Origin of the sequence: Streptomyces sp. SID5785 (assembly GCF_009870065.1) — a bacterium.
Classification (GTDB): domain Bacteria; phylum Actinomycetota; class Actinomycetes; order Streptomycetales; family Streptomycetaceae; genus Streptomyces.
Genome location: NZ_WWIA01000626.1, coordinates 1 through 13,142, shown reverse-complemented (window position 1 = coordinate 13,142; position 13,142 = coordinate 1). Strand labels below are relative to the sequence as shown.

General features: G+C 70.8%; 18 protein-coding genes and 2 tRNA genes. 17 read left to right on the top strand and 3 right to left on the bottom strand.

Going from position 1 to position 13,142, the window contains the following annotated elements:
- Nucleotides 1-448: 448 nt before the first annotated feature.
- Nucleotides 449-925 carry an NUDIX domain-containing protein gene (locus GTW43_RS20485; protein WP_161303472.1) on the bottom strand — a complete coding sequence of 159 codons (477 nt, stop codon included), beginning with the start codon at nt 923-925 and terminating at the stop codon, nt 449-451.
- 18 nt (nt 926-943) lie between these two features.
- On the opposite strand from GTW43_RS20485, the gene GTW43_RS20480 reads away from it, so the two are divergent.
- The 15 genes from GTW43_RS20480 (at nt 944) to GTW43_RS20415 (ending at nt 9,473) form a co-directional block, all read left to right on the top strand.
- Nucleotides 944-1,723, top strand: coding sequence for a GntR family transcriptional regulator (locus GTW43_RS20480; RefSeq protein ID WP_161303470.1), 780 nt, complete (start codon nt 944-946; stop codon nt 1,721-1,723).
- A gap of 136 nt (nt 1,724-1,859) precedes the next feature.
- Nucleotides 1,860-2,189, top strand: a complete 330-nt coding sequence (locus GTW43_RS20475) for a hypothetical protein (protein ID WP_161303469.1) — start codon at nt 1,860-1,862, stop codon at nt 2,187-2,189.
- 3 nt (nt 2,190-2,192) lie between these two features.
- Nucleotides 2,193-3,533, top strand: coding sequence for an FtsK/SpoIIIE domain-containing protein (locus GTW43_RS20470; RefSeq protein WP_161303468.1), 1,341 nt, complete (start codon nt 2,193-2,195; stop codon nt 3,531-3,533).
- An 84-nt stretch (nt 3,534-3,617) separates the two neighbouring features.
- Nucleotides 3,618-3,812 carry a hypothetical protein gene (locus GTW43_RS20465; protein ID WP_161303467.1) on the top strand — a complete coding sequence of 65 codons (195 nt, stop codon included), beginning with the start codon at nt 3,618-3,620 and terminating at the stop codon, nt 3,810-3,812.
- A gap of 5 nt (nt 3,813-3,817) precedes the next feature.
- Complete coding sequence (locus GTW43_RS37595; protein WP_202501748.1) at nt 3,818-3,985, top strand: hypothetical protein; 168 nt, start codon at nt 3,818-3,820, stop codon at nt 3,983-3,985.
- A 74-nt stretch (nt 3,986-4,059) separates the two neighbouring features.
- Nucleotides 4,060-4,734, top strand: a complete 675-nt coding sequence (locus GTW43_RS20460) for a DUF2637 domain-containing protein (protein WP_161303466.1) — start codon at nt 4,060-4,062, stop codon at nt 4,732-4,734.
- A 19-nt stretch (nt 4,735-4,753) separates the two neighbouring features.
- Nucleotides 4,754-4,942, top strand: a complete 189-nt coding sequence (locus tag GTW43_RS20455; protein WP_161303465.1) for a mobile element transfer protein — start codon at nt 4,754-4,756, stop codon at nt 4,940-4,942.
- A gap of 11 nt (nt 4,943-4,953) precedes the next feature.
- Nucleotides 4,954-5,109 carry a DUF4175 domain-containing protein gene (locus GTW43_RS20450; RefSeq protein WP_161303464.1) on the top strand — a complete coding sequence of 52 codons (156 nt, stop codon included), beginning with the start codon at nt 4,954-4,956 and terminating at the stop codon, nt 5,107-5,109.
- Between the two features lie 25 nt (nt 5,110-5,134).
- Nucleotides 5,135-5,467, top strand: a complete 333-nt coding sequence (locus GTW43_RS20445) for a SpdD-like protein (protein ID WP_161303463.1) — start codon at nt 5,135-5,137, stop codon at nt 5,465-5,467.
- Between the two features lie 90 nt (nt 5,468-5,557).
- Nucleotides 5,558-5,749, top strand: coding sequence for a hypothetical protein (locus GTW43_RS20440; protein ID WP_161303462.1), 192 nt, complete (start codon nt 5,558-5,560; stop codon nt 5,747-5,749).
- Between the two features lie 5 nt (nt 5,750-5,754).
- On the top strand, nt 5,755-5,964 hold the full coding sequence (locus GTW43_RS20435; protein WP_161303461.1) for a hypothetical protein: 210 nt from the start codon (nt 5,755-5,757) through the stop codon (nt 5,962-5,964).
- Between the two features lie 5 nt (nt 5,965-5,969).
- Nucleotides 5,970-6,656 (top strand): DNA cytosine methyltransferase, encoded by a 687-nt coding sequence (locus GTW43_RS20430; RefSeq protein ID WP_161303471.1) that lies wholly within the window; start codon nt 5,970-5,972, stop codon nt 6,654-6,656.
- Nucleotides 6,653-8,047: a replication initiator protein RepSA gene (gene repSA, locus GTW43_RS20425; RefSeq protein WP_161303460.1), complete on the top strand. Its 1,395-nt coding sequence runs from the start codon at nt 6,653-6,655 to the stop codon at nt 8,045-8,047. Before GTW43_RS20430 ends, repSA begins: the two co-directional genes overlap by 4 nt.
- Complete coding sequence (locus GTW43_RS20420) at nt 8,044-8,250, top strand: helix-turn-helix domain-containing protein (RefSeq protein ID WP_161303459.1); 207 nt, start codon at nt 8,044-8,046, stop codon at nt 8,248-8,250. Before repSA ends, GTW43_RS20420 begins: the two co-directional genes overlap by 4 nt.
- The gene (locus tag GTW43_RS20415) at nt 8,247-9,473 is read left to right on the top strand and encodes a site-specific integrase (RefSeq protein ID WP_161303458.1); all 1,227 of its coding nucleotides are present in this window, start codon (nt 8,247-8,249) and stop codon (nt 9,471-9,473) included. The genes GTW43_RS20420 and GTW43_RS20415 overlap by 4 nt, the downstream gene beginning before the upstream one ends.
- Nucleotides 9,474-9,550: 77 nt before the next feature.
- Here GTW43_RS20415 and GTW43_RS20410 read toward each other — a convergent pair.
- Together GTW43_RS20410 and GTW43_RS20405 are read right to left on the bottom strand one after the other, a co-directional pair.
- Nucleotides 9,551-9,623, bottom strand: a tRNA-Arg gene (locus tag GTW43_RS20410).
- 196 nt (nt 9,624-9,819) lie between these two features.
- Nucleotides 9,820-9,910 (bottom strand) — tRNA-Ser (locus GTW43_RS20405).
- A gap of 160 nt (nt 9,911-10,070) precedes the next feature.
- Here GTW43_RS20405 and GTW43_RS20400 point away from each other — a divergent pair.
- Both GTW43_RS20400 and GTW43_RS20395 read left to right on the top strand, forming a co-directional pair.
- Complete coding sequence (locus tag GTW43_RS20400) at nt 10,071-10,622, top strand: SSI family serine proteinase inhibitor (RefSeq protein WP_161303457.1); 552 nt, start codon at nt 10,071-10,073, stop codon at nt 10,620-10,622.
- Nucleotides 10,623-10,844: 222 nt separating this feature from the next.
- Nucleotides 10,845-13,142, top strand: a 2,298-nt coding sequence (locus GTW43_RS20395) for a PAS domain-containing protein (protein ID WP_161303456.1), incomplete at its 3' end; no start/stop codon positions are given.

Here is a 13,142-nt window from a genome sequence, read left to right as displayed (position 1 = left end):
GCTCCCATCCCGTCCGCCGTCGACCCACACACCGTGGAGCGGGCGTGGTTCAGGGGCGTCAAGGTGGAGCGCGCCACTGTACGAACGACCTTGACGCCCCTGGGCCGCGTCTGCTCGGCTCTGCCTGGGTCGATGGTGGTCGGGATGGGAGCCCACCACGCTCACCACGATGCGCCTGCGGTCGGCGACGGCGCCCCCTCCATCCTGGTGCCGGCCGATCCCCGCCGGAGGCATCCTCTGCGACCGTGGCCGTGCATACCTGGTGCTCGACTCACGGGCCCGGCGTCTTTCACGTGGGCGGGCGTCGGCGCAGCAGGGGCGGAGCGGGCCGAAGGCAGGAGCGCAGCCCCAGGCGGAGCCGGGAGCCCGCCCGGCGGAGCGGAGCGCAGCCGGGCTTGATGAGGTAGAGAAACCTGTAACAGCTCGTCGCCCATGGACGGTTGGAGGACTAGTTGCCCGCCGGCTCGGTGAGGTTGCGGCCGTCGTGGGCTCGGATCATGGGCGCTGCAGCACTGTTCAGGGCATCCGTGATGCGGACGCTGTATGCCTCGTTCATCGCCGTAACAACCTCGTCGGGGCTTAGCCACGCGACCGCAGTCGACTCGTCCGAGAGTTGTTCGTGTCCACCTTCGGGGCGGCACAGGAAGACCAGAGCCACGACCCCGATCGACATGTTCTTGTAGACACCGGTCAGCCGCTCGGCGCGTACCTTGATCCCGGTCTCCTCGTAGACCTCACGGACCACCCCGTCCTCGATGGCCTCGTCCAGCTCCAGCACCCCGCCCGGCGGTTCCCACCGCCCGTTGTCGGCGCGACGGATCACCAGTACGCGCCCGTCATCCCGCACCACCACACCCGCCACGGATACCGAGTGGAGGGGCGTTGACGGCTTCTGAGGGTCGCTGTTACTCATGTACAGGAGAATAGGAGAGACTGTAGGACTATGGCGAGTGGCAGCGTGTCGTCTTCGGCGAAGGCGAAGTATCTACAGATCGCGGATGACCTGGCCGCGCAGATCAAATCAGGCGAGCTTGAGCCGGGAGCGCCGGTGCCGAGCGAAGCCGTCTTGATGGATCGCTACGGGGTGGCATCCGGCACGGTACGCAAGGCCGTATCGGAGCTCCGGGCGTCGCAACTGATCGAGACGCACCACGGCCGCGGTTCGTTCGTGCGCTCGCGCCCGCCAGTTCAGCGCAAGTCCTCGGACCGGTTCCGGCGTGCTCACCGCAAGGCGGGCAAGGCGGCGTATCTCGCCGAAGCAGAGCAGTCCGGGGGAGTCCCCTCGGTGAACGTGTTGTTCGTCGGCCCGACGGATGCGCCGGTGTCGGTTGCCGAGCGACTCGAGGTGCTGCCGGGCTCCAAGGTGCTCGCACGCAAGCGCCGGTACTTTCGTGATGGCGTCCCCACCGAAGAAGCGACCTCGTACCTGCCGTGGGACGTGGTCAAGGACATCCCGGAGATGTTCGCTGACAACCCTGGTGGTGGCGGGATCTACGCCCGATTGGAAGAGAACGGGCACCAGCTCGCAGAGTTCACCGAGACGGTCAGCGCGCACCTCGCGACGAAGGCTGAGGGGACGGCTCTGGCGCTGAGCCCTGGTGCACCCGTCATCCGTCTTGTCCGAAACGCGATCTCGGACACAGGGCGGGTCGTCGAGGTCTGTGACACGGTCATGGCTGCTGACCAGTTCATCCTCGACTACCGCTTCCCAGCTCAGGACTGATCTGACCGGCAACTTCAGGCCAACCCAACTCCAGGCGGGCCGCTAGCACTTGACTCATGTACAGGAGTTGGGCACTCTTCTATTCATTACTCCTGTACATGAGTGCAGGAGTGAGGCTCGTATAGAGGAGACGTAAATGCCGTCCTTCAAGATTGACCTCTCGACCGCCGTCGTCTTCGTGGCCACTCCGCCGGCGCCGAAGATGGCGAACAAGGTGACGGGTGAGCGTGCCGTCGACCGGGAGACGAAGGCGCCGCTGTCGACGGTGGGCCTGCTGGTCTCGGACGAGGGGGAGGGGAACCTCTACCAGGTGACCGTGCCGGAGACGGGAATCCCTGAGGGGCTTGCGCCGGGTACGCCGGTCGCCGTCACGGGGCTGAAGGCGCGTGACTGGGAGAACGAGTTCAACGGGCAGAAGCGCCACGGGATCTCGTTCCGTGCGATCGCGCTGACGTCGGGGGTCTGAGTCGTGACTGACCTGGCGGTGTGGCTGGAGGCCTCGGGCGCGATAGCGACTGCCGGCGGCGTCGGCTACATGAAGGTGCGGGCCCCGCGGGCGTACTGGGCGACGGTCGGGATGCCGGCTGCGTGGGTGCGGTTCACTGCGCAGTACCGGACCACGATGGATGTGTGCGGTCTGACGGTGCAGCCGTCGGGTCTGCGGGCGTTCATGGCTCGCAGTGTCGCTCGCCGTGAGGTGCAGCCGGTGGCTCCGAGGGTTCGCCGGGTTCGGGGGACGTCGACGGGTCTTCGGGTCACGCTCCGGCTGCCCGCGGGTCTGGAGCCGGCGGATATCGCTGCGGCGTCTGAGCGTCTGCGGCACGCCTGGGGTGTCCACTCGGTGCACGTGTTCGCGACCAAGCCTGGTTTCGTCGAGCTGCGGATGACTGGCTACGACGTGCTGCGTCGGGTGCGGATGCCGCGGAAGGCTGAGGCCCGCGACCTGGTGGTGCCGGTGGCGTTGAAGGATGACGGGACGGCGTACGAGCGGGACTACCGCCAGGTCCCGCACGCGCTGACGCTGGGTGCGAATCAGTCGGGGAAGTCGATGTACCAGCGGAACTTGATCAAGGGGCTGGCGAAGCTGCCGGTGGCTCTGGTCGGGGTCGACTGCAAGCGTGGTGTCGAGCAGTTCCGCTATGCGGCCCGGTTGTCCGCCCTCGCGACGAATCCGGATGATGCCGCCTCGCTGATCGATGTTCTGGTGGCGGAGATGGAGGACCGCTTCGACCTGCTGGCCAAGCATGGTGCGTCGGATGTCTGGGCGCTGCCCGAGCGGTTGCGGCCGGCACCGGTTGTGGTCCTGATCGACGAGATCGCGGAACTGTTCCTGATCTCCTCGAAGAAGGACGAAGAGCGGCGCGAGCGGATCGTCACCGGCCTGATCCGGCTGGCTCAGTTGTCCCGCGCGGTCGGGATCTACCTGGAGATCTGCGGGCAGCGGTTCGGCTCCGAGCTCGGCAAGGGAGCGACCATGCTCCGGGCCCAGCTCACGGGCCGGGTCGTGCACCGGGTCAACGACAAGCAGACCGCGGAGATGGGGCTGAACGACATCGCCCCCGAGTCCGTACCCGCCGCGTGCACGATCCCCGCCGACCGGCCCGGTCAGGCGGTTGCCGCGGACGCCTCGGGCGGCTGGTCCCGCATCCGCACCCCGCACACCAGCGAGGCCGAAACCGTCGCTGCCTGCCGCGAGTTCGCGCACCTGATCCCGGATCTGCCGGCGCTGGAGCCGTTCCGGCCGCTCGCGCCGATCGATCCGACTCTGATCATCCCGCCGATGCCCGAGCAGGCGCCGGCGATCCCCTGACACCCCTGTTCCACCGGTCGGCGTGACCGTCTCGCGCCGGGTCCCTACCCCTCCCATGCCTGAATCCGAGAGGAGACCGACGCTATGTGCTCGACCTGCGCTGATCTCGACGTCACATCCGCTCTCATCTCCGACCTGAGCGCGTACGCCACCACACCGGACGCCGACCCGGAGTTCGTCGACGTCACCGCCTACGGCCTGATCGCCTCGTTCTACGCGACTGCGGGCACCGCGCTCTACCCGCCGGCCGGACACAGCTACCCGAGCGAGCGGGGCTGACGGACATGGCCACGAAGAAGGCCCCCGAGCCCCCGGCACCTGCCCCGTGCGCAGTGTGCAAGGGCTCGGGTGAGGTCTCCGTCCCGGTCCGTGTCGGACGCAAGCGCCGCGTCGCCGGCGAGCAGACCGGCATGTGCCTGACCTGCCTCGGCTCCGGCGAAGCCACCGACTGACCCGCCGGGGCCCGGCGGCCGGAACCAGTCCCCGCCCGGCCCCGGCCCGACGCACCTCGAAGGAGGTGAACGACATGCACCGCTCGCTCCGCCCGGATGCCGTACTCATCCAAGCCGTGATCGCCGGGGCCCTGTCCTTCGCCCACCTGCACGACCTCGCCGCTGCGGCCGGACAGACCGGCTGGAAGGCGTGGGCCTACCCGATCTCCGTCGACCTGCTCCTTGTGGCGGCGTGGCGTCGGCTGCGTACGGCCCGGCGGGACCGTTCGGCCTGGACCTGGTTCCTGATCGCTCTGTTCGCCTCACTCGGGGCCAACATCGCGACCGCCGGTCTCCTCGACCTGGCCGACGTGCCCGCCTGGCTCGGAATCCTCGTGGCCGGCTGGCCTGCGCTGGCCTTCCTGGGCGGAACCCTGCTGGTCCACTCACCCACCGAACCGGCCGCAGAGCCTGCCCCGGTGCTGGTAGAGGAGCCGGCCGGTGGGCCGGACGTCGCCGTGGACCGCGTCGACCCACCGGCCTCGGAGCCCGTGCCCGAACTGCCTTCTCCTGAGGCTGCCCCGACGCCCACTGAGCCCGCTGCTCCTGCTCCGGCCGTTCCGCCGGCCCTGCTCGACCACGCACAGAAGATCGCTGATGCGCATCGGGCGTCGACCGGTTCGCCGATGGCGCCGGAGGTGTTGCGGGCGCGGCTCGGTGTGCCCGCTCCGATGGCCGATGCGATCGCCTCGCACCTCCAACTCACCTGACCAGAAAGGAAGATCCGCCATGACTGCCTATCGCCGCTTCCGTGACGTGCGCACGTTCGGTCCCGTCCAGGTCGCCACCTTCTACGACGGCCGCGGACGCGCACGCCACACGGCCGCCTGCACCGCCCCGCGCTGCGACTTCTCCGCTGAGTACGACAACCGCTCTGCCGCCGAGCTCGCCGCCCGTACCCACCGCTGCGCGGCCTAGGAGGACCCGCCATGGATGTCCCGCTCTGGCTCGCCCTGATCGTCGTCGGCTACCTCGGGATCAAGCTCACCCGGCCGCCGTGGTGGCTCGTGGCTCTGCTCCTGCTCGGCGGCTACCTCATCGCCGGCAGCTTCCTGGGCCCGGCCGTCGGCTCCCTCATCAACTGAACCCGTTCCGGAAGGAGATCACACCGTGTTCACGCCCAAGATCCCGGTCAACGACCAGCCCACCGGCCGCACGATCCCGCTCGCCGGAACCGTCGTCGAGGACCACGGCCACGCTAAACCCGCCTGCTGGTGCACGCACCACACGGCGGAGCCTGCTCCCGCGGCTCCTGGCCGGCCGACGGTGCAGCTCACCCCTGGAGCACTGCTCCTCGCCGTCGGTGGCGGCACTGCTGCGGTCCTGGTGGTCGGCGCCGTCCTCGTCTCCATGCTGCTCGCCGTCGCCATCACGGCCGGCTCGCTCGCGATCGTCGCGCTCGTCGTGCGCTCGCTCATGAACAACGAGACCAAGCATCACTGACCGGCCCCGGAGCGGCCTCTACCGCCAAGTTTCGTCCGCTCCGGAGCCGTGCCTCCTGCCCGAACCACTGATCCGGAAGGAAGTTCCATCATGGCCCAGCCCACCCCTGCCCGCGTGCACATCTGCCCGGCCTGCGACGGCTTCGGGTCCGCCGCCGTCACCCTCGGGGGCCGCGACCGGCACGGCCACCTGCGCACCATCACCGCCCACTGCCCGGCCTGCCACGGCACCGGCACCCGCGCCGTCCGCCCGGTCTCCGCTCTCGTACGCGTGGGGCGGTGACCGGCATGTTCGGCAAGCTTCCCAGCGACCTGACGCCCACCGAGGACCGTCCCGGCCTGCGCGTGCGGGGCGGCACCAAATACACGACCTCCCAGGGCGACTACGTGTGCGGCAGCTGCGGCGCGCAGGACCGTGCCAACGGCGACAGCGACGTCAAAGCCCTCGTGTCGGACTACACCGACAACCACGGCCCCGCCCACAGGAACGGGCGGTGAGCGGCATGGCTCGCGTCCTCGACCTGTTCTCCTGCTCCGGTGGCGCCGGCTGGGGCTACAGGCTCGCCGGGTTCACCGTGGACGGCTGCGACATCGCCGACCGCCCCCGCTACCCCTTCGCCTACCACCGCGGCGACGCCCTGGAGTACCTCGCCGACCTGACCACCACAGGCGAGATCCAGCGGTACACGCTCGTGCACGCCTCACCCCCCTGCCAGGCCGGATGTGCGCTCACCGTCGGCACCAATCACGCCCAAGGATGGGGCGGCACACACACCGACCTGCTGTCCGCGACCAGGACGCTGCTCGACGCGACGGGCCTTCCCTATGTGATCGAGCAGCCCAACGGACGGGCCGTGATCCGTAAGGACGTCTCGCTGTGCGGGGAGATGTTCGGGCTCGGCGTGCTGCGTCACCGCAACTTCGAACTCGGCCGCTGGGCGACCGCGGCGCCGGCCCACCCGCGGCACCGTGGCTACGTGCGCGGCTACCGCCACGGCGTCTATCGCGACGGCCCCTACGTGGCCGCGTACGGGGAGGGCGGCGGCAAGGCCACCGTCACCGAGATGCAGACGGCCATGGGCATCACCTGGACGAACGTCCGTGAGGAACTGACCGAGGCCATCCCGCCCGCCTACACCCGTTGGCTCGCCACCGCCTTCCTGACCGCCCGGCAGGAGGTGCTGACGTGAGCGACACCGCCACTGCGGCGGGCCTGGACCCTGCCACCCTCGCCGACGTGCTGAGGGTCGCCGGGTCCCCCGGCTTCGACCGCCTCCAGGACCAGATCCGCCGAACCGGCGGCTGCACCGACCCCATCCACCTGACCGGCACGACGGTCACCCGCGACCGCGTCACTGGGCAGGCCCTCTACTCGTACTCGACGGAGCATGAACCTGGGGGCCGGCTCCGGATTGCTTGCGGCAACCGCCGGGCCTCACGCTGCCCCTCCTGCGCCTGGACCTACGCCGGCGACACCTACCACCTGATCCGCGCCGGCCTCGTCGGCGACCCCGCCAAGGGCACCCCACACACCATCCGCGACCACCCCCGCGTCTTCGCCACCCTCACCGCCCCGAGCTTCGGCCCCGTCCACAACCGCCCCGGCACCCGGCCCTGCCGCTGCGGCACCCGACACGACGAGACCGCCCCCGAACTCGGCACACCACTCGACCCGAACACGTACGACTACGCGGGCGCGGTCCTGTGGAACAACCACGCATCCGAGCTCTGGCGCTACTTCACGATCTACCTGCGCCGCGAGATCGCCGCCCGCGCCGGCCTCACCCAAAAGGCCGCCCGCGAACAGTCCCGGATCTCCTTCGGCAAGGTCGCCGAGTACCAAAAGCGCGGCGCCGTCCACTTCCACACCGTGATCCGCTTCGACGGACCCGAAGGCCCCGAGGACTCGCCCCCGCACTGGGCGAGCGTCGCCCTGCTCACGGAGGCGATCCACGCCGCGGCCGCCCGCGTCCGGGTCGACGTCGACCCCGCCGGCGACCACCCCGCCCGCACCCTCGAGTGGGGCACCCAACTCGACGTCCGGCCGATCAAGGCGTTCGGGGAGGGCACGGAGATCACGGAACAGGCCGTGGCCTCCTACGTCGCCAAGTACGCGACCAAGGCCGCTGAGACCACGGGCACGGTCGACCGCCGCGTCGGCAACAAGGAAGCCCTGCTCCTCCTCGACGTCCCCGAACACCCCCGCCGACTCATCGAGGCATGCCTGGACCTCCACGCCGACTACCCGGACCGCAAGCTCCGAGACTGGGCCCACATGCTCGGCTTCCGCGGCCACTTCTCCACCAAATCCCGCAGCTACTCCACCACCCTCGGCGCCCTACGACAGGTCCGCGCCGACTACCGCGCCGCCCAACACCGCGCCTCCCTCGGCCTGCCCGACCCCGACGACAGCCCCGAGCCGACCACGCTCACGCTCGCCCACTGGACCTACGCCGGCCACGGCCACACCCCCGGCGAATCCTGGCTCGCCGCCAACATCCGCCGCGACATCGAACACAACCGCGAACTAGCCCGCGAAGCCCTGCAAAACGAGAGGCCCTTGGAAGGAGCCGACGCATGACCACGGCAGTGATCCAACGGAAGTGGCACACCACGGCGGAGGTCGCCGAAATGCTCGGCTACGGCCTCTCCAAGACCAAGATGCTGGTGCTCACCGGCGAGATCCGTTCCATCAAGGACGGCCGCAGCCGGCGCATCCTCCCCCGCTACGTGGACGAGTACATCGAGCGGCTTGCCCAGCAGGCTGAAGGAGAAGCGGCATGAGCGGCAAGCGCGGCAACGGTGAGGGCTCCATCTACCCCTACAAGAACGGCTACGCGGCCTATGTCTGGGTGACCAAGCCGGACGGCAAGCGGGCCCGAAAGTACGCGTACGGCAAGACCCGGGATGAAGTTCACGAGAAGTGGCTCGACCTCCATGCGGAGGCGAAGAAGGGGCCCGTCGCCACCCGGCACCGCACGGTGTCCGTCTTCCTCGCGTACTGGCTCGACTCGATCGTGAAGCCGAACCTCGCCCCGCTGTCGTACGTCTCGTATGAGGGCTGCGTGCGGCTCTACATCGCTCCCTACCTTGGGGCGAAGCGGCTGGACCGGCTGACCGTCCGCGATGTGCGGGAGTGGCTGACCAAGCTGGCGACCGTTTGCCAGTGCTGCGCCCAGGAGAAGGACGCCAAGCGAGCGCCGGCCCGACGGAAGTGCTGCGCGGTCGGGGACTGCTGCGAGGCGTACCCCTCCCGCCGGGTCATCCAGGCTGCCCGCGACGCTCTGCGAGCCGCCCTGACTCACGCGGTTACCGAGGAGGAGATCAGCAAGAACGTCGCCTCCCTGGTGAAGGTGCCCAAGCCGCGTCGCCGCCGGATCAAGCCGTGGTCGGTCGCCGAGGCCGGGCAGTTCCTCGCCGATGCCGCCGCTCGGGATGACCACCTGTTCGCCGCGTGGATGCTCGTGCTCTGCCTGGGGCTCCGCCGCGGTGAGGTCCTGGGCCTGACGTGGAAGTCCGTCGACTTCGAACGCGGCGAGCTGTACGTGGACCACCAGATCCAGCGCGCCGGCCGCCAGATCCTGCACCGCGAGACCAAGACGGAGGACTCGGACGACTTCCTGCCCCTGCCCGCGCTCTGCCTGAAGGCGCTCAGGATGCGTCGTGCTCAGCAGTCCGGCGACCGCAAGGCCCTCGGGGACGCGTGGCAGGACGATCGCGGCCTGATCTTCACGACGAGGTACGGAACGCCGATCGAGCCGGGGAACCTCACCCGGATGTTCGCGCTGCGGGCCCGTCGCGCCGGCCTCCGCGGGATCCCGCTGCGGAACACCCGGCACACGTGCAGCTCGCTCCTGGTCGCCCTCAAGGTGCACCCAAAGGTCGCGCAGCGCATCCTGCGGCACTCGCAGATCGCCATGACGATGGAGGTCTACGCGGAGGCGAGCGAGGAAGAGGTGCGCTCGGCGCTGGACCAGCTTTCCGGCGCGATGGAAGGTAGCGGCTGACACGGTTGCTGTACTTCGCTGCTGTACAGCCCAACGCAAGAGGCCCCCGGATCATCTCCGGGGGCCTCTCACCTGTGTGCACTCGGCAGGATTCGAACCTGCAACCTTCTGATCCGTAGTCAGATGCTCTATCCGTTAAGCTACGAGTGCTTGTTCTGTTGTTGTCTCCGGTCCCGGCCTTTCGGCGCTGTCCCGGCGACAGGAAGAACATTACATGACTGCCGCCGTCATGTGAAATCCGTTTGGTCCACCCCTTGTGACCTGCGAAAACGCCCTTCTGTCACCCTCCGGGGCCCGGACACGACGAAGCCCCGGTCCAGACGGACCGGGGCTTCGGATCTTGCTGCGGAGGCGGAGGGATTTGAACCCTCGATGGGATTTAAGTCCCAAACCGCATTAGCAGTGCGGCGCCATAGACCGGACTAGGCGACGCCTCCAGCACTATCCCTGTGCGAGACCGCTCGGGGATGTGTGCAGATGATGACACAGCTGAGCGCCGCGTCACCAATCGGCCCCCACGGTACTAGGACGTCGGGCCGCAGAGCAAAGCCCGGGCGCGGCGCGCAACGTCGCGCGCGCCCGGGCGTTAGACACGGCATGTTCCTGCGTCGTCAGTCCACCCGCCCCGCGCACCGCGCGGCCTCGCCCCGCACGGCCTCGCCCCGTGCGGCGGCCCGGCTGCTGCTCACCGCCGCCGCCTCCGCCGCGGCGCTCGGCGCCTCGCTGCCCGTCGCCGCACACGCCGACACGGGCCCGATCCACACCGCCCCCGCCCCGGTCGGCCTGCTCGACGGCATCCTGCCGTCCGGCGGCGGACCGGCCGGCGACAAGCTGACCCTGACGGTCGCCGACTCCGGCAGCGGCAACGACGGGACGTACGAGCTGCGCTGCGCCCCCGTCGGCGGGACACACCCCGAGGCGGCCGCGGCCTGCGCGAAGCTCGACGAGTTCGCCTCCGACGGGCGCGACCCGTTCGCCCCGGTGCCCAAGGACGCGCTCTGCACGATGCAGTACGGCGGCCCGGCGACCGCGCACATCACCGGGACCTGGCACGGCCGCTCCGTCGACGCGCGCTACAGCCTGGCCGACGGCTGCCAGATCTCCCGATGGCGGCAGCTGAGCCCCGTGCTGCCTGCGACCGGGCCGTGACCGAGGGTCCATCGATCACACGGTCATGACCCGTCGCGCCCGGGATCCGCACATCCTCTACGTGGGCTCCCTCTCATCCGGCGTCGCGAGCGCAACCACTGCCCGTAGACTCCCTCCCGAGACCAGCCGGGCGCCCCGGACCACACGAAACCGGGCGGCGGGCAGGTCCCGGTCCAGCGGCACATCGCGGTAAAAGCGGTACATCAGGGAGGAAGCGTCGTCGTGAGCAGCAGGCCATCCCGAGGCGCTGCTCGCCTCGCAGCCATACTCGACGCGCTCCCGGACGCGTTGGTCCTGGTCAACACCAACGGGACCGTGGTCAACGCCAATTCGATCGCGCTCGAGGCCTTCGAGGCGCCCGGCACCGCGCTCGTCGGGCGCGGACTGCTCGACCTGCTGCCCGAGTTCGACTCGCGGCTGATCCCCGGCTCCATGCGCCGCCCGGACACCGTGACGGACGAGCGCGGGCGCACCAAGCCGACCCGGATGACGGCCCGCCGCACCGACGGCAGCGAGTTCCCGGTCGAGGTGACCTCGGCGAACCTCGCCGACAGCGCGCGCGACGCGGTCGACCCCTACGGCAGCGGCGGGACCTCCGGCGGCTACAGCGGCTCCGAGCTGCTCATGCTCGTCGTCCGCGACCTGTCGGGAACCCTCGACACCGAGGCCGAGCTGGCCCGTTCGCAGCGGCAGACCGAGATGATCCTGCGGGCCGCGGCCGAGGGCGTCGTCGGCACCGACACCGACGGACGCATCGTCCTGGTCAACCCGGCCGCCGCCCAGATCCTGGGCTTCCGCGCCAGCGACCTCGGCGGCAAGGAGCTGCACACCCTCGTCCTGCACTCCCGCGCGGACGGCGACCCGTTCCCGTACGAGGAGTCGCCGCTCGCCGACACGCTGCGCTCCGGGCGCAAGCACCGCGTGCGCGGGCAGGTCCTGTGGTCCAAGAGCGGCGCCCAGGTGCCCGTCGACATGACCACGGCGCCGGTGCGCGACGGGGACCAGCTGGTCGGCGCCGTCATGACCTTCACCGACCGCAGGCCCCTCGACAAGCTGGTCACCGAGCACGCCGAGGAGCTGGCCCGGCGCGACGAGGCCACCGAGACCGAGCGCGAGGAGCGCGCCGCCGAACTGGCGCGGGTGCGCGAGGAGCTGAGCGCCGAGCTCGCCTCCGTGAGCGAGGACCTGACCGGTGAGCTCGCCGCCACGCGCGAGCAGCACACCGAGGAGCTCGCGGCCGAGCGGGAGCGCGGCGCCGCGTTCGCCGAGCGCGAGAAGGACCGGTACGAGGCCCTCGCGGCGCGCCACGCGCAGCTGCTCGCGGTGCTCGACCAGTCCCTGCGCGGCCCCCTGGACGAGCTGCGCCGGGAGCTCGGGCAGCTCGCGGCCGACGACGCCGGTCAGCTGTGGCCCGAGGCCAACCAGGTGCTGCACCACCTCTCCGCCGGCTACTCCCGCATGACGACGCTCGTCGACAACGTGCTGGCGTACCAGCTCCTCGACACCGACGACGAGAAGCTCGTCCGCGTGCCCGTGATGCTGGACGCCGTCGTGGCGGCCGGTGTCGACGGGGCCGTCGAGCTGATCGGGCCCGGCCGCGTCCAGTTCGCCGTGCACGCGCCGCCGATCGAGGCGGAGGTGGACGCGGGCCGGCTCGCGACCGCGCTCGCGCACCTGATCGCCGACGTCGCGGGCATCGACGCCACGGGCAACGCGCGCGTGCCCGCGACCGCCGGTTACGTCGACTCGACCGTGGTCGTGGCCGCGGCCCTGCGCGGCGACAGCGTCCGCATCGAGGTACGCGGCCCCTACGCGGGCGGCGACCCGGTGCACGAGCCGATCGTGCGCGGCATCGTGCGGGCGCACGGCGGTGTGCTCCAGACGCACGAGGTGCCGGGCATGAGCGGCAGTTCGTACGTGCTCGACGTGCCGATCGGCGGCGGGGCCGGGGTCGTCCCGGCCGTGCCCGCACCGGCCGCCGAACTCGCGCATCCCGCGCCCGAGCCGCAGGAGGCACCGCAGCAGCAGGCCCGGGGCGGCCGCCGTCGTGCGCGCCGGGCCTCCGGGCCCTCGGTGGACGCGTTCCTCGAGAGCGCCGTGGCCGAGCCTGCGGCCGGTGCCGGTTCCGGTGGCGGCACGGGCCGACGGCGCGGACGGCGCGCGGCCGAGGAACCCGCCCCGGCGGGCGACGGCATGAACGGCGGCGTCAACGACGGCCGCGACGGCGGTACGGACCCCACCGACGGACAGCCCGCGGCCGGGACTGCGGACGTCGCTGCCGCGGCTCCCGGCGTCGCGCCGGGAGCACCCGAAGCGCCCGGAGCACCCGGAGCACCCGGGGCGGCTGCCGCGGGGACGGGCAGGCGCCGGGCACGGGCCGCCGACGGCGGTGACGTCGCGGTTCCGGCCGAGCCCGAGGCGGCCGGGCCGGTCCTGGGCGACACGGTCGTGCCCCCGCAGGGCGTTCCGGCCCCGACCGGGCGACGGGCCCGACGGCCCTCCGGCCAGGAGCAGGCGGCG